The following is a 19,984-nucleotide window of genomic DNA, read 5'->3' on the forward strand; positions in this document are numbered from 1 at the left end:
CATGGATCTCCCAGGGCCCCGACGGATCACCGATGTCGACGCGCTGAAGGCGCTGGCGCACCCGCTGCGCGTGTCGCTGTTGAACCACCTGCTGGCGGTCGGTCCCCGCACGGCGAGCGAGTGCGCCGAGGCCGTGGGGTCGACCGCCTCCAACTGCAGCTGGCACCTGCGGCAGCTCGCGAAGTCCGGCTTCGTCGAACGGGTCGAGGCCGGCGACGGGCGGGAGCGGCCGTGGCGGGCCACCTCGGTCGGCTACGACGTCGGCGCGTTCGCCGACGACCCGGAGGTGCGCACGCAGCAGGACGCGCTGCTCGCGCTGGGGCTCAACGAGGACAACCGGCTGGTGCAGCGGTTCCTGGACCGGCAGCACGAGCTGCCGCGCGAGTGGCTGGAAGCCTCCGCGATGCACGGCTACACGGTCAACGTCACCGCCGAGGAGCTGTCCGGCCTGCTCGGCATGATCGACGACATCCTGCGGCCGTACCTGGTGCCGGTGCGCCAGGACGTGCCCGAGGGCGCGCTGCCCGCGCACGTCGGCATCCGGGCGTTCCCGCGATGACCGGGCCGCTGGGTGTGCCCGCGTTCCGCCGGCTGTGGGTCGCCGGGTTCGTCTCCGAGATCGGCGACTGGGTGCTGCTGGTCGCGCTGCCGGTGTACGTGTACCAGCGCACCGGCTCGGCCGCGGCGACCGCGACGACGTTCGTGGTGGCGTTGCTGCCGAGCCTGGCGCTGTCGCCGCTGGCAGGCGTGCTGGCCGACCGCTGGGACCGGCGGAAGCTGATGCTGGTGGTGAGCCTCGCGCAGGCGGTCGCGCTGCTGCCGCTGCTGACCGGCGATTTGGTCCTGGTGAACGTGGTGACGGCGGTGCAGGCCGGGCTGGCGGCGTTGTTCGAACCGGCCAAGAACGCGTTGCTGCCGACGCTGGTGCCGCGCGACCAGGTGCCGGCGGCCAACGGGCTGGTGGGCTTGAACGCCAACCTGGCGCGGCTGGTCGGCGCGTCGGTCGGCGGCCTGCTCCTCGGCTGCACCGGGCTGCCGGGCGTGGTGCTGGCGGACGTGGCGTCGTTCCTGCTCGCGGCGGCGCTGCTGGCGACGCTCGGCACGGAGGACCCCGTCCGTGCGGCGGGGAAACCCGCGTGGCGGGCCTGGCTGGACGGCCTGCGCGAGATCCGCGGCCCGTTGCGGCCGATGGTCGCCGTGGTCGGGTTGATGGCGACCGGCCAGGGCCTGTTCGTGGTGCTGTTCGTGGTGTTCGTGACCGAACGGCTCGGTGGTGGCGCGGCCGAGGTGGGGTTGCTGCGCGGCGTGCAGGCGGTGGGCGGGTTGCTCGGCGGCCTGCTGGTCGGCGTGCTGGCCCGTCGCCTGGAGCCCGGCAGGCTCCTCGGCGCGTCGCTGGTCGGCTTCGCCGCGGTCGCCGCGCTGGGCTGGAACGGGCCGCACGTGACCACCGCGCTGGTGTTCTACCTGGCCGCGTTCGTGGTGGTGGGCGTGCCGGGCGTGGTCGCGGGCGCCGGGACGATGTCGGTGCTCCAGCTGCACGCGTCCGACGAGGTGCGCGGCCGGGTGATGGCGACGTTCGTCAGCCTCTACGACGGCGGTCAGGCGCTCGGCATGGTGCTCGCCGGCGCCCTCACCCCCGTGCTCGGCCTGTCCGCGCTGCTCAACGCCCAGGCCGCGCTCTACCTGGCGGCCGGCGTGCTGGCGCTGCTCACCCTCGGCGCCCGGGTTCCGGTCAGGGGCGTGACCGGCGGCTGAGCAGCAGGACGGGCGGCACGGCCAGCACCAGCCCGGCCGGCACGAGGAACGCGCTCACCGGGTCGAGGTGGTACAGCGGCACGAAAGCCACCGGCGACACCGCGCCGCCCAGGAACCGCAGCGACTGCACCACCGACACCGACCCGCCCGGGTTCGCCTCGTCCGAGGACAGCACCAGCGCGTTCAGGCCGACGATCACCGCCTGGCTGAACGCGCCCGCCGCCGCCCACGACACGCCCACCGCCACCACCGACGGCAGCACGCCGACGCCGACCAGCAGCACCCCGCCGACCGCCGCGCCGAACAGCGCCCACCGCCGCGCGCCGAACCGGTCGATCGACCACCCGGTCAGCCGTGCGGTGAAGATCCCGACCAACCCGAACCCGGTCAGCACCAGCCCCCGCTCGCCCGCGCCCAGCCCGAACGAGTCGCCCAACCGCAGGGCGACCAGGAACGACAGCCCGCCCAGGCAACCCCAGGCCACGAACCCGACCGCGGCCGGCCTCAACGTCCGGGGCCGCCACGCGCTGCGCAGACGTGGCCGCTCGTCCCGGCGCGGCAGGTCGGCGGGCAACCCGACCACCGCCAACGCGCCCGCCACCACCGCCGCGCCGACGAACGCCCACCGCCACGACGCCTCGGCCGCCAGGCCGCCCAACAACGGCGCCGACGTCTGCCCGGCGGCCTGCATGGACGCGAAGACGCCCAACGCCCGCCCCAACCGGGCCTTCGGCGTCACCGTTGCGATCGCCGCCAACAGCAGGGGAGTGGTGAACGCGTTGGCCGCACCCTGCACGGCCCGCCCGCCCATCAACGCGGGAAACGACCACGACACCGCGCACAACACGGACGCCAGGACGTAGACGGCGTACGCGACGCGGACGGTCCGTCGTGCGCCCCACCGTTCACCCAACGTGCCGGAGACCAGCATGAGCAGCGCGAACGGCACCAGGTACCCGGTCAGGGTGGCTGCCGCCGCGCCGGCGGAGACGCCGAAATCCCCGCCGACCTCGGGCAGCACGGACGTCGTCATCGCGCCACCGAAGGGCCCGAGGAACCCGCCCGCGTACAGCGCCGCCACCCGGACCCGGGACTTGTCCACAGGAACCGATCTCACCGGCGACATCGTCGGTCCTGCGGGGCAGGGTAGAAGCAGGGGTCCCCTCGGCGAGGACCTCCGCGAAGCCGCGCGGTCCGGCAGGTCCGGGTCGTCGGGTCGGGCGGAGTCACATCCCGGTCGGCCCGCGGCCCGGCCCGCGGCCACGCCGCCGCAGGTACCGCTCGAACTCGGCCGCGATCGCGTCACCGCTCGCCTCGGTGATCTGGATCTCCGCGTCCCCGCGCTCCTCCAACGCCCGCACGTAGTTGCGCACGTCCTCGTCCTCGTCGGCCATCTCGCTGACCGTCCGCTCCCACTCCTCGGCCTGCTCGGGCAGCGCGCCGAGCGGCACCTCGACGTCCAGCACCTCCTCGACCCGGTGCAGCAGCGCCAGCGTCGCCTTCGGCGAGGGCGGCTGGGACACGTAGTGCGGCACGGCCGCCCAGAACGAGATCGCGGGCACGCCCGCCTGCACGCACAGGTCCTGGAACACGCCGACGATCCCGGTCGGCCCCTCGTACCGCGACCGCTCCAGCCCGTACTTCGCCGCCGCCGCCTCGTCGTACGCCGTCCCCGTCACGGGCACCGGCCGGGTGTGCGGGGTGTCCATCAGCAGCGCGCCCAGCGTGACCACGGTGGTCACGCCCAGGTCCTCGATGTGGCCGAGCAGCTCCGCGGCGAACTTCCGCCACCGCATGTTCGGCTCGATCCCGTGCACCAGCACCACGTCGGTGGACGACCCGGGCGGACGGCAGACCGACAGGCGGGTCGTCGGGAATTCCACCCGTCGGGTGACACCGTCCACCAGGCGGACGGTGGGGCGGGTCACCTGGAAGTCGTAGTAGTCGTCCGGATCGATCTCCGCCAACGGCGTCGCGTCCCACGTGAGTTGCAGGTGTTCGATCGCCGTGCTGGCGGCGTCGCCAGCATCGTTCCACCCCTCGAACGCCGCCACCATGATCGGGTTGGTGAGCGGTTCGCTGGGGTCGAAGGGGGTCTGGGCGGCCTGGTCCGGATCGGTCACGCGGCCAGACTACGACCACCGCCGCACACCCGACGCCGTAGGCTTGGCCCATGTCGGTTCGTGTCACGCCGCCGTTCCCGGGCGCGCCCGCCGACCGCGTACCCCTCGCGCCCCGCGCAAGGGGCGCCACGCCCCGGCCCACCGCTCCGACCTCCGATGATTTCGCAGGTCAAAGGGCCGCGTCGAAAGCCTGACCGTGATCAGGTCCGCCGCCGTGCGCCGAGCACGCCCCGACCGCCCCGAATCCGGCGCGGACGCCGCGAAGACCAACACCTTCGGGGTCGATCTCGCCGGTTCGTCCTCGACCCGGCCCGACCGGGCGCCGAGCCGCCCACCCTCGATCACGCTCCGTGCGCAACGCTGCGGGATACTTGCCTCGAACAGGTGAAGGATACGACCACGCGTGATCAACGAAGGACGTACATGACGGTCGAGGCTGTGCTGTGGGACATGGACGGCACGCTGCTGGACTCCGAGAAGCTGTGGGACATCCCGCTCTACGAGTTCGTCGAGAAGCTGGGCGGCACGCTGTCGCTCGCGACCAGGCAGGCGATGGTCGGGTCGAGCGTGCCCCGGACGATGTCGATGCTGTTCGCGGAAGTGGGCGTCGAGCGGCCGTCCGAGGAGGACGTCGCCGACGGCGCGGCGTGGATCATGCGGCGCACCGAGGAGGTGTTCCGCGCCGGCCTGCCGTGGCGTCCGGGCGCGCGCGAGGCGTTGCGCGCGGTCCGCGACTCGGGCGTGCCGATGGCGTTGGTGACGTCGACCGAGCGGCAGTTGACCGAGGTAGCGCTGGACACCATCGGGCGGGACCTGTTCGACGTCACGGTGTGCGGCGACGAGGTGGACCGCAGCAACAAGCCGCTGCCCGAGCCGTACCTGAAGGCCGCGCGGCTGCTCGGCGTCGACCCGACCCGGTGCGTCGCGATCGAGGACTCGCCGACCGGCGTCGCCTCCGCCGTGGCCGCCGGCTGCACGGTCCTGGTCGTGCCGTGCGACGTGCCGGTCGAGCCGGGCGAGCGCCGCGTGTTCCGCGAGTCCCTGGTGGGAGTGGACCTCGAGGCGCTCGCCCCGCTGCTAGACCGCTGACACCCGTCCCGCCCGGCGCGTCGCCGGGTCGACCAGCAGGCCGAACACGACGCCGAGTCCGAGCCACAGCGTGGCCGTCTCGGCGAGCGAGGCCAGCCGGAACTCCCACAGCACGCTGCCCGGCACGTCGGACGGCACCGCGTCCGGCGTCGCCGGGAACGCGACCAGCAGCACGACCACCGCCGCCACCACGGCCAGCGCCACGGCGGTCGCCCGGACCGGCGTGCCGAGGCGGCCCAACCGGGAGGCCAGGTAGCTCGCACCGACCGCGACCAGCAGCCCGGCCGCGATCAGTCCCAGGTAGAGCACCGTCCGGTACTCCACCGTGTCCGGGTCGCCCACCGCCGGCGGGTTGGCCGGGTACTTCACCGCGGGCAGCAACGCCGCCGCCCCGAACGCCGCCGCCGACAGCGCCACCGCCCGGACGAACGGCGCCTTCGACGTGAACCAGCGCCGCGACCCCGCGTAGGCGGTGGCGAACAGCGCGCCGACGGCGACACCCACCACGACCGCGGCGAGCACACCGCCGACCACCTGCGTGCCGCGGCTGAACAGCTCGCCGTGCCCGTGACCCGCGTCGGGCGACGCGGGCCGTGCCTGCTCGACGGCCAGGGCCGCCCGGATCGGCGCCTCGACCACCAGCAGGCCGACCAGGCCCGCCAGCAGCCCGGCCACCGCGCCCGCGCCGACACCGCGCAGCAGCAGGCCCTTGTAGGTGTTCGTCGACATGGCGACCGCGCCTAGTGGCACGGGACGCCGAGCGCGTGGCGCCCGTCGTGGAAGAACTCGTGCACGGTCTCGGCGGCGTGGCCGAGCGCGACGCCGTTCTCCTGCAGGACCAGCCAGGTCACGGCCAGCGCGACCAGCGCGACGGCGTAGGCCCACTTGGGGACGGTGGTGGAAAGCACGGGGCTCGTCATGACGGCCTCCTCCATACCTCGTGGAAGGTCAACAACAACTCGTGCCGCAGCCGGTCTCCTGACTCCCGGATCGACGCCGTCCCCGCGTCTTCCCAGCCGCACGCGGCCAGTGACGTTCTCGGCGGGTTGGCTCCCCGGTCACAGTGGCGAGGACCGCGCCGGATTCACACCGGCTTCCCGTCCACTGCGGCGCTGCGACCGTAGATGTCGATCGAGGGCCGGCACAACCGACCAGACGAGTTGTCGTTGCTCACACCCGGCGAGCGGGCAACGGGCAGTCACCGCACGTGCCGCCGCCGTCGAGCCGGTAGTACAGGCAGCAGCTGCGCCGGCGGAACACGATCTCGCCGGGGAACGGGATGAACTCGCCGGTGCCCTTGAGCGGTGAGTCGGCGAAGAGGTCGTCGGCCAACGCCTGGCAGTCGACGCCGCTGCGGCTGATCGTGCGCAGCGCGCCCGCCGCGGACGACCCCGCGTTGCCCCACAGCAGGCCGCGGGCCACCGGCACGACCGCGTGCACCGCCTCCACCGCCGGCTCCAGCGACTCGGCGATGCCGACGCCGGTGACCGGGTCCTTGAGCCGGACCTGGAGCCCTTCCCGGGTGTACCGCCACCACAGGTTGGCCGGGCGGATGTCGGGCACCTCCCCGCCGACCGCGCGTGCGGCGACGACCGGGCTCAGCAGCCGCGCGGTGTAGCCGAGGAAGAACAACGACGCGGCGACCCGCCGTTCCCGGGTGCGGTACCGGGCGGAGATCCGGTCGAGGGCGTCGGGGAGGGCGGGGCCGTGCGACAGGGCCGCGCCGTCGTGCCAGCTGTCGTCGGGTCGGCCGACGTCCAGGGCGAAGAACGGGCTGAGGCCGCGGATCTGCCGCAGGGTTACCAGGACTCGGGCGAACTCGGACACGTGACCTAGTCTGCCGCCGTGGACGCACTGGGGTGGGGACTGGCCCTCGGCTTGGCCGCGAGCATCAGCCCCGGTCCGCTGTTGGTGCTGGTGGTGACGTCGGCGCTGCGGTCGGGTTGGAAGGCCGGCGCCCTGACCGCCTGCGCGCCGCTGCTGTCGGACGCCGCGGTGGTCGCCGTGACCCTGCTCGTGCTGGACCGCCTGCCCGGGTGGGCGCTGGGCGTGCTCGGCGTCGTCGGCGCGGTGTTCGTGGTGTGGACCGGCGTGCAGACCGTCCGGGACGCCCGATCGGCCTCACTGACCACCCAGCCCCCGCCGGCCGAAGGCCGTGCTTCGCAGGGGTCACCGCCCAGGGGAACCCTGAATTCGATTCTACCGCCGGGGTCCGACAATTCCGGGTCGGCGGATGCCGCGGCCCTGCGCCGAGCGGTGCTGGTGAACCTGCTCAGCCCGCACCCGTGGATCGCGTGGGCGACCGCGCTCGGCCCCCTCACCATCACCACCTGGCGCACGTCGGCGATCGCGGGCGCGGCGTTGCTGACCGGGTTCTACCTGACCCTGGTCGGCGGCAAGGTGGTGATCGCCCTGCTCGTCGCACGCGGACGCCGCAGGCTCGGCGACACCGGCTACCGCCGCGCCCTCACCGCCGCGGGCGCGCTGCTCGTGCTCGCGGGCGTGGCGATGGGCGTCGAGTTCGCGACCTACGGTACATAAGCCGATGCGAGGAGTCGGCACATGGAGCGATGGATCGCCGATGTGGATGGAATGCCTGCAAAAGGCGCAATCGCCCGCACCTTTTCGGCTTAATCGTTGAGGTCAAAAGCCGAGCACTGCTCGACTGTGCCCACAACTGTGTGACGTCATTCGGCCGGATGCGACAATAAGTCATGGGTAATTATGATCATGGCAGAACCGTGGGGCGCACCGTCTTGGCGCTCACCCTCCTCGTGGTCGCCGGCATGGGGCTGTGGTTCGCGATCGCGCGGTGGGACGATGCGAGCAAGGTGGCAGCCATCGCATCCGCCCTGGGGGCCGTCGCTGCCGTGGGTGTTGCCGTCTGGGCGGCATTGCCGAAACGCCTTCCTCTCACTGCCAAGATCATTTCTGGGACCAGTGACGCGGAAGCTGCGGATGGGGGCGACGCCAACACGGGACTTCAGGGCAAGGCTCGACATCTGACTGGTTCGGTGGAAGTGCGCAATACGGGCAAGGCCACGGCGACGGGAGGCGGTCACGCCAACACCGGAATCCGACTGGACTGATCGGACATGCCGCATGACCGGACGGCCCGAGGAGCACGCGGGCAGATGAAGCCAACCGAGATCAAGATCGAGGGGACCGGTCCCGCGACCGCCTCCGGACCGGGGTCGGTCTCCAGCACGGGTGTGATCATCCAGATGGTCGGGCAACCGTCCTCTGGCGGAACTTCCGCCCAGCCTCCGGCGCAGCTGACCGGCAGACAGTTCTTGGTGGCTGTAGGGGCCGTCACCGCCTTCTTCCTGGCGGTGAGCCTGGTGTCCTGTTTCTACGACCCGGACGAGGAGTACACCACCGACAGCGGTGCCAGGCCGTCCTCCGCCGTGAACGAAGTACTGGTCGACGCACTCGAAAATGCGCTCCGCGACTGCGCGAAGACCATGGTGACCGCTCCTCTCAACTGCCCGCAGGCTGCCGGCACCTCGGTTGCGACCAACCAAATCGTGACGTGGTCGTTGCACGGCGACCCGGTCGACGGTCACCAGATGGCCTGGCGTGACGACCACTTCGCTGTCCGGGGAAACGCCGTCATGACCCTCGCCTACAAGGATTACTTCGGTGACTCGAAGGTGAAGACCTACGTCGTGGGCTACCAATCCAGGATCGATTGGAAGAACGACAAGGCAACTGTGGGCCCGTTGAAGGGGATACCGCCGCTTCCAGGTGAGAGCGTGACGAAGAGGAGTGTGGACGTGTCCTTGGACGACCTCCTCCCTGTCGTCAAGGAAGTGTTCGACGAATGCGCGAATGCCACTCGCATCCCTCCGCCTCCCCGGTGCCCACAGCCGGTCAACCTCAGCCGGAGGGAGCAAGCTGACTGGTCCTTCACCGGCGATCCGCTGCTCAACGTGAGAATGGAGACAAGTCAGGCCGACGGTTTGATAAGAATTCACGGAAGTTATGCATCGGAGGTTCGGTACGTCACGGACCACTTCGGTCCGAAGACCGAGGTCGTCTCGGGCAACTTCACCGTGTTGGCGATCGTCGGCGACGACTCGCCCCAGGTGCTGCAGATCCTGGCGAATTGATCAGCGCGCCAGACCCGGCCCTGCTCGTCGCACGCGGACGCCGCAGGCTCGGCGACACCGGCTACCGCCGCGCCCTCACCGCCGCGGGCGCGCTGCTCGTGCTCGCGGGCGTGGCGATGGGCGTCGAGTTCGCGACCCTCTGACGGGGAATTCGGCTGACGCGGCCCCCGACCCGCGGCTATGCATAGCGCGTGCCCATGACCGACGAAGCGTTCCTCGACCACGTCGCCGACCGGCTGGCGGCCCTGCCCGCCGTGCGCGCCGTCGCCCTCGGCGGATCCCGCGCCCAGGGCACCGCCACCCCGGACAGCGACTGGGACTTCGCCGTCTACTACCGGGGCGACTTCGACCCCGCCGACCTGCGCGCGGTCGGGTGGGAGGGCGAGGTCTCGGAGCTCGGCGGGTGGGGCGGCGGCGTCTTCAACGGCGGCGCCTGGCTCACCGTCGAAGGCAGGCGCGTCGACGTGCACTACCGCGACCTCGACGTGGTCGAGCACGAACTCGCCGAGGCCGAGCGGGGCCGCTTCCACTCGGAGCCGCTGATGTTCCACCTCGCCGGCATCCCCAGCTACCTGGTCGTCGGCGAACTCGCGCTGAACAGGGTGCTGCGCGGCGCCCTGCCCCGCCCGACCTACCCGGAGGCGCTGCGCGCGGCGGCGCCGTCCGTCTGGCGCGACAAGGCGGCCTTGACCCTGGACTACGCCCTCACCGCGCACGCGCCGAGCGGCCGGCTGGCCGAGGTCGCGGCCACGCTGGTCACCGCCGCCTTGCAGACCGCGCACGCGGTGCTCGCGGCACGCGGTCAGTGGACGACGAACGAGAAGCGGCTGCTGCAGGAGGCCGGGCTGCGCGGTGTCGACGCGATCGTGGCAGCGCTGCGCCCGGAGCCCGAGGCGTTGGCCCGGGCGATCATCGAGGCGCGGGACCTGTTCCGGGCCGCCACCTGACCTACGGCAGGTAGAACGTCATCAGGTCACCGCGCACCGGCGGGAACAGGGCGTGCATCAGCTCGGCGTTCGGACCCGGGTACACGTCCGGCTCCCGCGCGGTCAGGCCGCGCAGACCGTGCGGGCCGAACAGCAGCGACGCCAGCATGTCCGGCGCCACGCCGCAGCCACCCGCCGCGCCCGGCGCCTGCATCCGCCCGCCCGCCACCACGGGACCGACCTCGCCCGCCTTGAACGGCAGCCGCACGTGCGACCGGTAGAACGAGACCACCGCCTCGCCCTCCTGATCGCCGAACCCGGCCCCCGTCAACCGCCGCCCGAACACCGGCCGCAAGTGCTCCAGCAGCGCGACCGGGTCGCCGATCCGCACGTAGTACGAGTTCGCCTCCGGCTCCGCGGGCCCGAGGAACGGCTCCAGCGCCTCGCCCGCCACCGACCCCGGCCGCTCGGTCACCTCGTCGGCCCCGGTCAACGCCAGCAGCGCGTGCGCCGCCGCCTCGTCGACGGCCGCCACCTCGCACAGCCGCACGCCTTCCTCCGGCGGGGTGGTGCGACCGGTGGCGACCGGCACGCCGTCCCGCTCCACCAGCCACTGCGTGCTGCCGTCGCGCGCCACCAACCACCGCCACAGGCCGGGGGAGTGCGGCATCCGCAGGTCGGCCCGCGCCTGCTCGGCGTCCTGGAGCCGGGCCATCGCCGGGATGTCCTCGACCCCCGCCTCGCGCACCGCGTGCCCGCCGCCGTCGGGACGGCCCGACACCGGCCGGGTGGCCGAGATGGGGATCGCGTACGTGTAGTCGAACTGGCGGTAGAAGTACGGGATGCCGAGCATCACGTTCACCAGCTGGCCGCGCGCGGCAGACCGCTCGTGCGCCCAACCCATCAGCGCGCGCACCAGCCCGCGGCCCTCGTAGGCGCGGTCGGTGGCGACCAGCTCGACCTGGCCGGCCGGGATCTCCACCCCGTCGAGCACCAGCGTCTCGTCCAGCAGGGTCGCGGTGGACACGACCTTGTCGCCGTCCACGACGACCGCGCACGCCTCCCAGCCCGCGTCCGGGTCCTCGACCACCAGGCGGTGGTCGACGGCGTCCGCCGGTTCGCCGCGGTCGACCAGCAGCGCGCCGATCTGGTCGAGGTCTTCCGGGCGCGCGGTCCGCAGCACCAGCCCATCGGTCATCGGTGCAGTGTGTGGGGTGTGTCCGAAATCGCGCCATCGGTTTTTCGGTGGCGGTCGCGCCCCCGCCGACGCAGAATCCGCGCCATGCCCTGGCTGCCCGCTGACTTCGCCCACCCGACCCGCGTCCCGCTCGACGCCGAACACCACCTGCGACCCATCCGCGAGTCCGATGTGGACGTCGACTACCCCGCCGTGATGGGTTCGCAGGAGCGGTTGTGGTCGCTGTACGGCGAGAAGTGGGGTTGGCCGCCGGCCGACATGACCCACGAGCACGACCGCGTCGACCTCGCCAGGCACGAACGGGAGCAGGACGCGCACGAGTCGTTCAACTACGCGCTCTTCAACGCCGACGAGACCGAGCTGTACGGCTGCGTCTACATCGACCCCGTCGAGGACCCCGGGCGCACCGCCGACGCGCAGATCTCGTGGTGGGTCGTGGACGACCGCGTGGGCACCGACCTGGAGCGCGCGCTGGACGCGTTCGTGCCGAAGTGGATCGCGGAGGTGTGGCCCTTCATTGACCCGCACTACGGGATCTAGCGGCCACACCCTGGGTGCCTGCGGCCGTTCGGGGGATGGGAGGATCAGACCCCGTGAAGACCTTCGACGAGCTGTTCGCCGAGCTGAGCGAACGCGCACGCACCCGCCCTGAGGGCTCCGCCACCGCCGCGGCTCTAGACGCCGGGGTGCATGCGCAGGGCAAGAAGGTGCTGGAGGAGGCCGGCGAGGTCTGGATCGCCGCGGAGCACGAGTCCGACGAGCGCCTGGCCGAAGAGGTCTCCCAGCTGCTGTACCGGGTGCAGGTCCTGATGCTCGGCCGCGGTCTCACCCTCGAAGACGTCTACAAGCACCTGTGATCCTGGAAGTCGCCGCGCTCGACGTCCGCCCCGGCCTGGAGGCGGACTTCGAGCGGGCGTTCGACCAGGCACGGGAGGTCATCGCGCAGTCGCCCGGGTTCGTCTCGCTCGACCTGCGGCGGTCGGTCGAGCACCCGTCCCGGTACCTGCTGCTGGTGGGGTGGGAACGGCTGGAGGACCACACGGTGGGCTTCCGGCAGGGGCCGTTGTACCCGCGGTGGAAGGCGTTGCTGCACCACTTCTACGACCCGTTCCCGACCGTCGAGCACTACCGCGCCCTCTGACGGCGCAGCAGTTCGATCACCTGCTCGTCGGTGGTCTGGTCGAAGTGGCCGTAGAACCGGCCGACCGCCCGGAAGTCCACCCGCGGGTGCGGGCAGACCACCAGGTCGGCGTCCGCGCGCAGGGCGCTCACCGAGTCCGCCGCGCCCACCGGCACCGCGAGCACCAGGCGTCCCGGGTTCTCACCGCGGGCTTCGCGCAGCGCGGCACGAGCCGTGACGCCGGTGGCCAGGCCGTCGTCCACCACGAGCACGTCACGGCCTTCGAACCGCACCGGGCCGTCCCGGTACAGCTCCAGCCGCCGCCGGGCCTCCCGCCGTTCGGCCTCGCACGTCTCGGCCAGGTCCTCGCGGGTGAGGCGGAGCAGGCGCAGCGCGTCCTCGTCGAAGATCGGCTCGCCGTTCGCGGTGACCGCGCCGATGCCGTACTCGGGGTGGCCGGGCGCGCCGATCTTGCGCGCGACGGCCACGTCCAGCTCACCGCCCAGCGCCGAGGCGACCTCGAACGCCACCGGCACGCCGCCGCGGGCCAGGCCGAGCACCAGGGGATCGGTCCACGTCTCGCCGGCCAGCGCCCGGGCGAGCACCCGTCCGGCGTCGAAGCGGTCCGCGAACCTCATGGCCCCATGGTGCGCGCCACGCGTGCCGGCTGCGACCGTGGGCCTAGGCCTGTTTCGCAAGTCTCGTTCGATGAGAGTCGCGCTGGAGGTGGTTCCTGGCGGTGCGGCCGGACGGGCCGCATACCGCTGTTGTATGTGGCCCGTCCGGCCGTGCCCCCGGGGGCCGCCTCAGGCCCGACTATCGCGAACACGGACTTGTGAAACAGGCCTTAGCTTTGCCCTAGCTAGCGCTCCCGCACGAACAGCGACTGCGCGCTGCGCCCCACGGGCCCGTGCTCGTCGTGCAGGACGCTGCTCGCCACGCCCACCCCCGACGGTCCGATCACCGTGCGCGCGTCCAGGGCGAACCACTCGCCGACCGGCTCGCGGTGCAGGTGCACGGTCAGGTCGGTGTTGATCGCGTACCACGTGCGGATGTCCAGGCGGCTGGACACGCCGCTCGCCGAGTCGGCCACGGTGAACAGGCGTTGCGCCGCGCTCGGCTCCTCGCCGGCCACCACGCGCACCTGCGGCCGCGCCCACACCACCGCGTCACCGGGCGCGAAGATGCCGCCGCTGACCGAACGCCACTGCATCGCGGCCAGGTAGCCGCCCCGCCAGTGCTCGGGGACGGCCATCGGCTCGCACGCCGCCGGCGCGACGAGCGGCTCACCCGCGCCGGACGCCACCGCCGCCGTGTCGCCCGCCACGATCCGCCACGCGTTCGCCCGCAGCACCGGGCGGCCCCCGTGCGCCAACTCGGCCGACAGCAGCTCCACCGAACGCCCCGGCCGCACCACCGACGCCGTCACGGTCAGCTCCGCCACCGGCACCGGGCCGAGCACCTCGAACGCCACCCGCGACAGCACCGCCTCCGGCCGCGGCGCGCACCGCTCCAACGCCCGCACCAGCAGCGCCGACGGCGGCCCCAGGTGCTGGCTGTCCTCGCCCCAGGGACCGGTGGTGTGCCCGGTGGCGGCGAACCGGTCGTGGTCCAGCTGTTCGTAGAACGCGTCCATCAGCACAACTCCATCAAGCACGAACTCCATCAGCACGAGCCCGTCAGCGCCGGACCCTCGGTCGAACCCCGGTCAGTCGGCCCGGTCCAGCGCGGTCTCCACCCCGGCGTCCGGCTCCGGCCAGCCCGGGTACGGCGGCGGCGTGCCGTCGAACGCCGGGCACAGCGCCTTGTGGTCGCAGTAGTCGCACAGCCTGCCCGGGTTCGGCCGGAAGTCGCCGGACTTCGCCGCGCGCAGGATGGCGTCCCAGATCGCCTCCAGCGTGCGCTCGAACCGGGTCAGCTCAGCCTCGTCCGGCTGGTAGGCCAACGCCTGCCGGTCGGCCAGGTACATCAGCCGCAGCTGGCGCGGCACCACGCCGCGCAGCCGCCACAGCACCAGCGCGTAGAACTTCATCTGGAACAACGCCTTGGCCTCGCCGACCTCGCGCGGCGCGGCGCCCGTCTTGTAGTCGACCACCCGGATCTCGCCGGTCGGCGCCACGTCCACGCGGTCGATGTACCCGCGCAGCAGCACACCCGAGGGCAGCTCCCACTCCACCAGCAGCTCACGGGCGTCGGCGTCGAACCGGCGCGGGTCCTCCAGCCCGAAGTAGCCGTCCAGCAGCTCCTCCGCCGACGCGAGCCACCGCTCCTGCTCGGGATCGCCCTCGGCGAACAGCTCGGCGAACTCCGGCCGCTCGGCCCGCACCCGCTCCCAGGCCGGACCGACCAGCGCCCGCGCCCTCTCCGGCAGCCGTTCGTCGGCGGGCAGGCCGAACAGGTCCTCCAGCACCGCGTGCACCACCGTGCCGCGCACCTGCGCCCTGGTCGGCTTCTCGGGCAGCCGGTCGACGGCGCGGAAGCGGTAGAGCAGCGGGCACTGCTTGAAGTCGCCCGCTCGCGAGGGCGACAGCGCTGGCCTGCGAACAGGGCGCTCGGTGATCGTCGGCACTGCCATGGCCCAGAACCATAGGCCAACCCCCCGACAAGATCGGGTCCGAACCGCGCGAGGCGCTACGCGGCGGCGTGCGCGTAGTCCGGCAGGTCGATCTTGTTCGTGATGTCCTTGCCGGCCTTCAACATGAGGTCGAGCAGGAACTTGTTGCCCAGGAGCCCGTTGCGCGCGAGCAGGGCGAACCGGCTCGCCGGGGCCAGGAACTTCCCCGTCCGGTCACCGCCCTTCTGGCACCGTCGGGCGTAGTCGCGCACCCGGTCCTCATAACGCCGGAACGCGGCCTCGTGGTCGCCGTTCGCGGTGGCCAGCTCGCCCGCGAGCACGTACGCGCCGACCACGGCGGTGCCCGCGCCCATGCCGCCGATGGTGGCGCCGCAGGCCGCGTCGCCGACCAGCGCGACCCGCCCCCGTGACCAGGGTCGGACGTCCACCCGGCTGATCGAGTCGAAGTACAGCTCCGTCGTGTGCGCCAAGGACGCCAGCACCTCCGGCGTCCGCCACCCCACCCCGCGGAACGCGTCGAGGAGCAGCCGGCGCTGCCCGGCCACGTCGTGCCGGTCGTACTCCAGGCGCGGCGACTTGAACGCCACGAACGCGCCCGGCCGGTCCGGGCCGCCGCCGGTGGACACCAGCCGTCCCGGCACGTTGTAGCTCAACGGCGCGGCCGGCGCGTCGAACCCGGCGGGCAGGTCCCAGCTCGCGACGTAGTAGCCGAGGTGGCTGACGAACCGCTCCTCCGGCCCGAAGGCCAGCGCGCGGACCCGCGAGTGGATGCCGTCGGCGCCGATGACCAGGTCGAACGTGCGCCGCGCGCCGGAGGCGAACGTCACGTCGACACCGTCGGGCGTCTCGGTCAACGCGGTGATCGAGTCGCCGAAGACGTAGTCCGCCCGCGCCCTGCCGTGCTCGTGGAGCACCCGCGAGAGGTCCGAGCGCAGCACCTCGACGTCGCCGCCCGCGAAGTCCGCGGGCAGGTGGAGCACGGTGCGCCCGCGCTCATCCACGAACGTCATCGGGCTGCCGCCGGTCTGGACCTCGCGCAGCCGGTCCAGCACGCCCATCCGCTCCAGCACGGTGAGGTGCGTCTCGCCGCGGAAGTCGACCGCCGCGCCACCGCCGCGCAGCGCGGGCGCGATCTCGACCACGGTCGGCTCGAAGCCGTAGCGCGCGAGCCAGTAGGCCAGCGCCGGTCCGGCGACGCTCGCGCCGGAGATCAGGACCCGCTTGTCCGCCATGTCCGCCCCTTAACTGTGTCCATCGGAAGCAATTTTATTTGTGTATGTTAGACACAGTTTTTCTGCGGCGGCAACACCGGAGGTGGCGATGGACCTGACGGGCAGCCTCGAACTGCTGTGGGGCGACCGTCCCGGCCCTCGCCGCGGCCCCAAGCCCGCGCTCACCCACGACCTCATCGCCCGCACCGGCATCGCGATCGCCGACGCCGAAGGGCTCGCTGCCGTCTCCATGCAGCGGGTCGCCGCGGACCTCGGCTTCACCAAGATGTCCCTGTACCGCTACGTGCCCGGCAAAGCGGAGCTGGTTGCGCTGATGGCGGACCTGGCCATGGGCACGCCACCCGCCGACCTGGGCGGAGGCGACCGGTTCGCCCGGCTGCGCGCGTGGGCGCTGGGGCTGCTGCCCGGCTTCGTGCGCCACCCGTGGGTCCTGGAGGCCACCACGGGCCCGCGCGTGATCGGCCCGAACGAGCTGGCCTGGATGGAGTCCGCGCTGACCGTGCTCGACGGCGCCGGCCTGGGCGGCGCCGAGCGGATGGACGTGCTGGCCGTGCTCGCCGGGCACGTCCGCAACATCGCCCAGCAGGCGGCGACGACGCCGGACGGCGACGCGGGCACGCAGTTCGGCGCGATCGTGGCCGAGGTGGTGCGAAAGCGCGGCGACCGGTACCCGGCGGTGACGGCGGCGTTGGCGGAGGCGGCAGGTGGAGGCGAGGACGAGGCCCTCGGCTTCGGCCTCGACCTCATCCTCGACGGCCTCCGCGCCCGGATCGGCGACGCCGGGCCGATCCGATCCGACACTGATCCAACACAGTCCTGATACACCCGGCCGCCTAGGCTCTTCCCGTGGCGACGACGAGTGGGTGGCGACGGCAGGTCGGCCGGGACGGCGGGCTGCCGCTGTTCCGCGTGGCCGGCATCCCGGTGCTGCTCGCGCCCTCGTGGTGGCTGGGCTCGGCGGCCATCGTGGTGCTCTACGCGCCGCTGGTCGGCCGCATCGCCCCCGGCACGGACGGCCTCGCCGGCGTGCTCCTCGCCGCCACGTTCGCGATCTTCCTCGGCCTCTCCGTGCTCGCGCACGAGCTCGGCCACAGCCTGGTCGCGCTGCGCCTCGGCCTGCCGGTGCGCCGGCTGCGCCTGTTCCTGCTCGGCGGCGTGTCCGAGGTGATGCGCACCCCGACCCGCCCCGGCCACGAGGGCGCCATCGCCGCCGCGGGCCCGATCGTCTCCATCATCCTGGCGGGCGCGTTCGCCGTGGCCGCCTCCACGATCCCGCAGCCCGACGCGGTGTGGCTGCTGATCGCCCAGACCGCGTTCGCCAACGCCGCCGTCGCGGTGTTCAACCTGCTGCCCGGCCTGCCGCTGGACGGCGGCCGGATCCTGCGCGCGGGCGTGTGGGCCGTCACGGGCCGCCGCGCGACGGGCACGAAGGCCGCCGTGATCGGCGGCGGCGTGGTGGCCGCGCTGCTCGTCGTCTGGGCGGTCTGGGGCGTGCTCGACGGCGCCGAGGACCGCTGGCTGCGCTTCGGCGTGTGCCTGCTGACCGCGTGGTTCGTGCTGGCCGGCGCGCGCGGCGAGTTCACCGCCGAGCGCCGCAGCACCTGGCCGGACGGCCTCACGCTGGGCGAACTCGTCCGACCCGTGCTCCAACTGCCCGCCGAGAGCCCGGTGTCGGGCGCGCTCACCGCGTCCGCCGGCCGGGGCGTGGTCCTGGTCCGCGCGGACGGCGTCGCCGCCGGCCTGCTCGACCGCGAGATGGCGCGTCGCCTGGCCAGCACCTCGCCGCACGCGCCCGCCGAGCAGGCCGCCGTGCCGATCCGGCCGGAGACCGTGCTGCTGGAGAACGAGACCGGCGCCGAGGTGGTCGAGCGCGTGCACGGCACCGCCGCCTGGGAGTACCTGGTCGTCGACCTCGAAGGACGGCCCGCGGGCGTGCTGCGCCGCGAAGACCTCAAGGCCGCGCTGGACCGCCGCTGACCTGGCCGTCCTCGCCCGGACCGCCGACCAACCCGGCCTCCTGCGCCAGGATCGCCGCCTGCACCCGCGACCGCAGGTCCAGCTTCGTCAGCACCCGCGACACGTGCGTCTTCACCGTCGTCTCACCGATGTGCAGCTTTCGCCCGATCTGGTGATTCGACAGCCCTTCGCCGAGGCAGTGCAGCACCTCCACCTCACGCTCGGTCAACGCGTCCAGCGCGGCCGGGCGCGCTCGCGGCGCGGCGGAGGCGAACTCCCGCATCACCCGCCGCGTCACGCTCGGCGCCAGCACGCCGTCACCGGCCGCGACCTGCCGCACCGCGTCCACCAGTGCGGACGCCTCCACCGACTTGAGCAGGAACCCCGCCGCGCCCGCCCGCAGCGCGCCGCGCACGTACTCGTCCAGGTCGAAGGTCGTCAGCACGAGCACGTCGCAGACACCGGCGAGCTGCCGGGTCGCCTCGATGCCGTCCACGCCCGGCATCCGGATGTCCATCAGCACCACGTCGGGTGCGAGCCGCTTGGCCAGCCGCACGGCCGTCGCGCCGTCCTCGGCCTCGCCGACCACCTCGATGCCGTCCGCGTCGCCGAGGATCATCACCAGCCCGGCCCGGATCGCCGCGTGGTCGTCGGCCACCACCACCCGGATCACAGCGGGAACTCCGCCCGCACGACCCAGTCGCCTGCCCCGTCCGGACCCGCGGCGAACACCCCGCCGACCAGGTGGGCGCGTTCCGCCATGCTCACCAACCCCGTTCCCGTCCCCGTGCCGCGCGGACCGTCGACCACGTCGTTGCGCACGACCACCACCAACCGCAGGACCTGCCGCTCCAGCACCACCGACGTGCGCGCGCCCGGCGCGTGCTTCACCGCGTTGGTCAACGCCTCCTGCACGATCCGGTACGCCGCCACGTCCACGCCCACCGGCAGCTCGCCCACGTCCGCGCCGCGCAGCTCCACGTCCAGCCCGGCCGCGGCGGCCGACTCGACCAGCCCGCCCACGTCCGCCAGCCGCACCGACACCGGCTCGTCCACCGGCTCGTCGGCCCGCAGCACGTCGATCATCGTCCGCATCTCGGCCAACGCGCGCACGCTGTTCTCCCGGACCGACTTCAGCACCGTGCGCGCGGTCTCCGGGTCGCCCGAGCGCAGCGACAGCACGGCCTCGGACTGGATCGCGATCGCCGACATGTGCCCGGCCACGACGTCGTGCAGGTCGCGGGCCATCCGGTTGCGCTCGGCGTTCACCGCGGCCCGCCGGTCCAGCTCGGCGATGCGGGCGACCTGCTCGGCGCTCTCCCGGTGCCGCCGCACGTTCGTCGCCCACCACATCGGCACCACGAGCAGCGAGAACAGCAGCAGCCCGGTGTAGAACGACTGCCGCCAGTCCTCGACCGCCGCGGCCGCGGCCGTGATGCCGACCGTCGTCGTCGCCACCACGGCGACGAGCACCCGGTGCAGCCCGCGCGACCCGTGCAGCGTGGCCACGAACAGCACGTCGATGCACACCATCATCACCGGCATGCTCAGGCCGAAGTGCAGGTCCACCGCCGTGGCCGCGCCCGCCACGCCCAGCGCCACCACGGGCGCCCGGTGGCGGAACACCTGACCGGCGCACGCCACCGCCAGGATCGCCACGCGCACCCCGAACGGGGTCGACCCGCCCCGCTCGCCCGTCACCTGGTCCAGGCCGAGCCGGTGGATCAGCAGCCCCAGGGCGAAGAAGGCCACCGCGGTCAGCACGTCGCGGTGTTTCCGGCGGAGCTCCACCACGCCATCACAGCACAGGGCCAGGCCCGAAGCGTCCTACGAACTGATGACCCGGGATCGGTCGGCCCGCCGACGCGCGCAAGATCCGCGAGCGGCAGCATTGAGGA

25 protein-coding genes and 1 riboswitch are annotated in these 19,984 nt (G+C 72.9%); of the genes, 13 read left to right on the forward strand and 12 right to left on the reverse strand.

The genetic code is table 11. The features are described 5' to 3' along the window. Position 1 precedes the first annotated feature (1 nt). Together LNK82_RS04970 and LNK82_RS04975 are read left to right on the forward strand one after the other, a co-directional pair. Positions 2-559: an ArsR/SmtB family transcription factor gene (locus LNK82_RS04970; protein WP_230565725.1), complete on the forward strand. Its 558-nt coding sequence runs from the start codon at positions 2-4 to the stop codon at positions 557-559. Continuing rightward, the gene (locus tag LNK82_RS04975; RefSeq protein ID WP_230565726.1) at positions 556-1,755 is read left to right on the forward strand and encodes an MFS transporter; all 1,200 of its coding nucleotides are present in this window, start codon (positions 556-558) and stop codon (positions 1,753-1,755) included. The genes LNK82_RS04970 and LNK82_RS04975 overlap by 4 nt, the downstream gene beginning before the upstream one ends. Here the strand turns inward: LNK82_RS04975 and LNK82_RS04980 are convergent. Further along, entirely contained in the window at positions 1,733-2,881 is a 1,149-nt protein-coding gene (locus LNK82_RS04980; RefSeq protein ID WP_230565727.1) for an MFS transporter, read from the reverse strand. The two genes, LNK82_RS04975 and LNK82_RS04980, sit on opposite strands and share 23 nt — an antisense overlap. Positions 2,882-2,981: 100 nt before the next feature. Beyond that, the gene (locus tag LNK82_RS04985) at positions 2,982-3,878 is read right to left on the reverse strand and encodes a PAC2 family protein (protein ID WP_308257160.1); all 897 of its coding nucleotides are present in this window, start codon (positions 3,876-3,878) and stop codon (positions 2,982-2,984) included. A gap of 423 nt (positions 3,879-4,301) precedes the next feature. On the opposite strand from LNK82_RS04985, the gene LNK82_RS04990 reads away from it, so the two are divergent. Beyond that, positions 4,302-4,967: an HAD family hydrolase gene (locus LNK82_RS04990; protein WP_230565728.1), complete on the forward strand. Its 666-nt coding sequence runs from the start codon at positions 4,302-4,304 to the stop codon at positions 4,965-4,967. Here the strand turns inward: LNK82_RS04990 and LNK82_RS04995 are convergent. From LNK82_RS04995 to LNK82_RS05005, 3 genes are all read right to left on the reverse strand, one after another. Beyond that, positions 4,956-5,696 (reverse strand): CbtA family protein, encoded by a 741-nt coding sequence (locus tag LNK82_RS04995; protein ID WP_230565729.1) that lies wholly within the window; start codon positions 5,694-5,696, stop codon positions 4,956-4,958. The genes LNK82_RS04990 and LNK82_RS04995 overlap by 12 nt on opposite strands. 11 nt (positions 5,697-5,707) lie before the next feature. Continuing rightward, entirely contained in the window at positions 5,708-5,887 is a 180-nt protein-coding gene (locus LNK82_RS05000) for a CbtB domain-containing protein (protein ID WP_230565730.1), read from the reverse strand. 31 nt (positions 5,888-5,918) lie between these two features. Next, positions 5,919-6,099, reverse strand: a riboswitch (cobalamin riboswitch). Positions 6,100-6,137: 38 nt separating this feature from the next. Beyond that, complete coding sequence (locus tag LNK82_RS05005) at positions 6,138-6,794, reverse strand: (2Fe-2S)-binding protein (protein ID WP_230565731.1); 657 nt, start codon at positions 6,792-6,794, stop codon at positions 6,138-6,140. Between the two features lie 18 nt (positions 6,795-6,812). On the opposite strand from LNK82_RS05005, the gene LNK82_RS05010 reads away from it, so the two are divergent. The 5 genes from LNK82_RS05010 to LNK82_RS05030 all read left to right on the forward strand — a co-directional run bounded on the left by LNK82_RS05010 (position 6,813) and on the right by LNK82_RS05030 (position 10,026). Next, a complete protein-coding gene (locus tag LNK82_RS05010; protein WP_230565732.1) occupies positions 6,813-7,508 on the forward strand; it encodes a LysE family translocator in 696 nt (231 codons plus the stop codon). Between the two features lie 200 nt (positions 7,509-7,708). Continuing rightward, positions 7,709-8,056, forward strand: coding sequence for a hypothetical protein (locus LNK82_RS05015; protein ID WP_230565733.1), 348 nt, complete (start codon positions 7,709-7,711; stop codon positions 8,054-8,056). 45 nt (positions 8,057-8,101) lie between these two features. Then, positions 8,102-9,079 carry a hypothetical protein gene (locus tag LNK82_RS05020; RefSeq protein ID WP_230565734.1) on the forward strand — a complete coding sequence of 326 codons (978 nt, stop codon included), beginning with the start codon at positions 8,102-8,104 and terminating at the stop codon, positions 9,077-9,079. Next, positions 9,076-9,222 carry a hypothetical protein gene (locus LNK82_RS05025; RefSeq protein ID WP_230565735.1) on the forward strand — a complete coding sequence of 49 codons (147 nt, stop codon included), beginning with the start codon at positions 9,076-9,078 and terminating at the stop codon, positions 9,220-9,222. The genes LNK82_RS05020 and LNK82_RS05025 overlap by 4 nt, the downstream gene beginning before the upstream one ends. 54 nt (positions 9,223-9,276) lie before the next feature. Continuing rightward, the gene (locus tag LNK82_RS05030; protein ID WP_230565736.1) at positions 9,277-10,026 is read left to right on the forward strand and encodes a nucleotidyltransferase family protein; all 750 of its coding nucleotides are present in this window, start codon (positions 9,277-9,279) and stop codon (positions 10,024-10,026) included. Between the two features lies 1 nt (position 10,027). On the opposite strand, the gene LNK82_RS05035 is transcribed toward LNK82_RS05030, so the two are convergent. Beyond that, positions 10,028-11,203, reverse strand: a complete 1,176-nt coding sequence (locus LNK82_RS05035; RefSeq protein WP_230565737.1) for a GNAT family N-acetyltransferase — start codon at positions 11,201-11,203, stop codon at positions 10,028-10,030. Between the two features lie 84 nt (positions 11,204-11,287). On the opposite strand from LNK82_RS05035, the gene LNK82_RS05040 reads away from it, so the two are divergent. The 3 genes from LNK82_RS05040 to LNK82_RS05050 are packed head-to-tail and all read left to right on the forward strand — an operon-like array spanning position 11,288 to position 12,344. Continuing rightward, the gene (locus LNK82_RS05040; protein WP_230565738.1) at positions 11,288-11,743 is read left to right on the forward strand and encodes an N-acetyltransferase; all 456 of its coding nucleotides are present in this window, start codon (positions 11,288-11,290) and stop codon (positions 11,741-11,743) included. 53 nt (positions 11,744-11,796) lie between these two features. Beyond that, a complete protein-coding gene (locus LNK82_RS05045) occupies positions 11,797-12,060 on the forward strand; it encodes a phosphoribosyl-ATP diphosphatase (protein ID WP_230565739.1) in 264 nt (87 codons plus the stop codon). Beyond that, positions 12,057-12,344, forward strand: coding sequence for an antibiotic biosynthesis monooxygenase family protein (locus tag LNK82_RS05050; protein WP_230565740.1), 288 nt, complete (start codon positions 12,057-12,059; stop codon positions 12,342-12,344). Before LNK82_RS05045 ends, LNK82_RS05050 begins: the two co-directional genes overlap by 4 nt. On the opposite strand, the gene LNK82_RS05055 is transcribed toward LNK82_RS05050, so the two are convergent. From LNK82_RS05055 to LNK82_RS05070, 4 genes are all read right to left on the reverse strand, one after another. Beyond that, a complete protein-coding gene (locus LNK82_RS05055; protein ID WP_230565741.1) occupies positions 12,329-12,961 on the reverse strand; it encodes a phosphoribosyltransferase in 633 nt (210 codons plus the stop codon). The two genes, LNK82_RS05050 and LNK82_RS05055, sit on opposite strands and share 16 nt — an antisense overlap. 224 nt (positions 12,962-13,185) lie before the next feature. Then, positions 13,186-13,962, reverse strand: coding sequence for a thioesterase family protein (locus LNK82_RS05060; protein ID WP_230565834.1), 777 nt, complete (start codon positions 13,960-13,962; stop codon positions 13,186-13,188). Between the two features lie 69 nt (positions 13,963-14,031). Next, positions 14,032-14,898 (reverse strand): RecB family exonuclease, encoded by an 867-nt coding sequence (locus tag LNK82_RS05065; RefSeq protein WP_230565742.1) that lies wholly within the window; start codon positions 14,896-14,898, stop codon positions 14,032-14,034. A 56-nt stretch (positions 14,899-14,954) separates the two neighbouring features. Continuing rightward, the gene (locus tag LNK82_RS05070) at positions 14,955-16,130 is read right to left on the reverse strand and encodes an FAD-dependent monooxygenase (RefSeq protein ID WP_230565743.1); all 1,176 of its coding nucleotides are present in this window, start codon (positions 16,128-16,130) and stop codon (positions 14,955-14,957) included. An 88-nt stretch (positions 16,131-16,218) separates the two neighbouring features. On the opposite strand from LNK82_RS05070, the gene LNK82_RS05075 reads away from it, so the two are divergent. Beyond that, positions 16,219-16,950, forward strand: coding sequence for a TetR/AcrR family transcriptional regulator (locus tag LNK82_RS05075; protein WP_230565744.1), 732 nt, complete (start codon positions 16,219-16,221; stop codon positions 16,948-16,950). A 26-nt stretch (positions 16,951-16,976) separates the two neighbouring features. Next, the gene (locus LNK82_RS05080; protein WP_230565745.1) at positions 16,977-18,107 is read left to right on the forward strand and encodes a site-2 protease family protein; all 1,131 of its coding nucleotides are present in this window, start codon (positions 16,977-16,979) and stop codon (positions 18,105-18,107) included. Here LNK82_RS05080 and LNK82_RS05085 read toward each other — a convergent pair. Both LNK82_RS05085 and LNK82_RS05090 read right to left on the reverse strand, forming a co-directional pair. Next, on the reverse strand, positions 18,082-18,759 hold the full coding sequence (locus LNK82_RS05085) for a response regulator (RefSeq protein WP_230565746.1): 678 nt from the start codon (positions 18,757-18,759) through the stop codon (positions 18,082-18,084). The two genes, LNK82_RS05080 and LNK82_RS05085, sit on opposite strands and share 26 nt — an antisense overlap. Further along, positions 18,756-19,877 carry a sensor histidine kinase gene (locus LNK82_RS05090; protein ID WP_230565747.1) on the reverse strand — a complete coding sequence of 374 codons (1,122 nt, stop codon included), beginning with the start codon at positions 19,875-19,877 and terminating at the stop codon, positions 18,756-18,758. The genes LNK82_RS05085 and LNK82_RS05090 overlap by 4 nt, the downstream gene beginning before the upstream one ends. Positions 19,878-19,984 lie beyond the last annotated feature (107 nt).

It is taken from the genome of Saccharothrix luteola (assembly GCF_020859565.1).
In the GTDB taxonomy this organism is placed as follows: domain Bacteria; phylum Actinomycetota; class Actinomycetes; order Mycobacteriales; family Pseudonocardiaceae; genus Actinosynnema; species Actinosynnema luteola.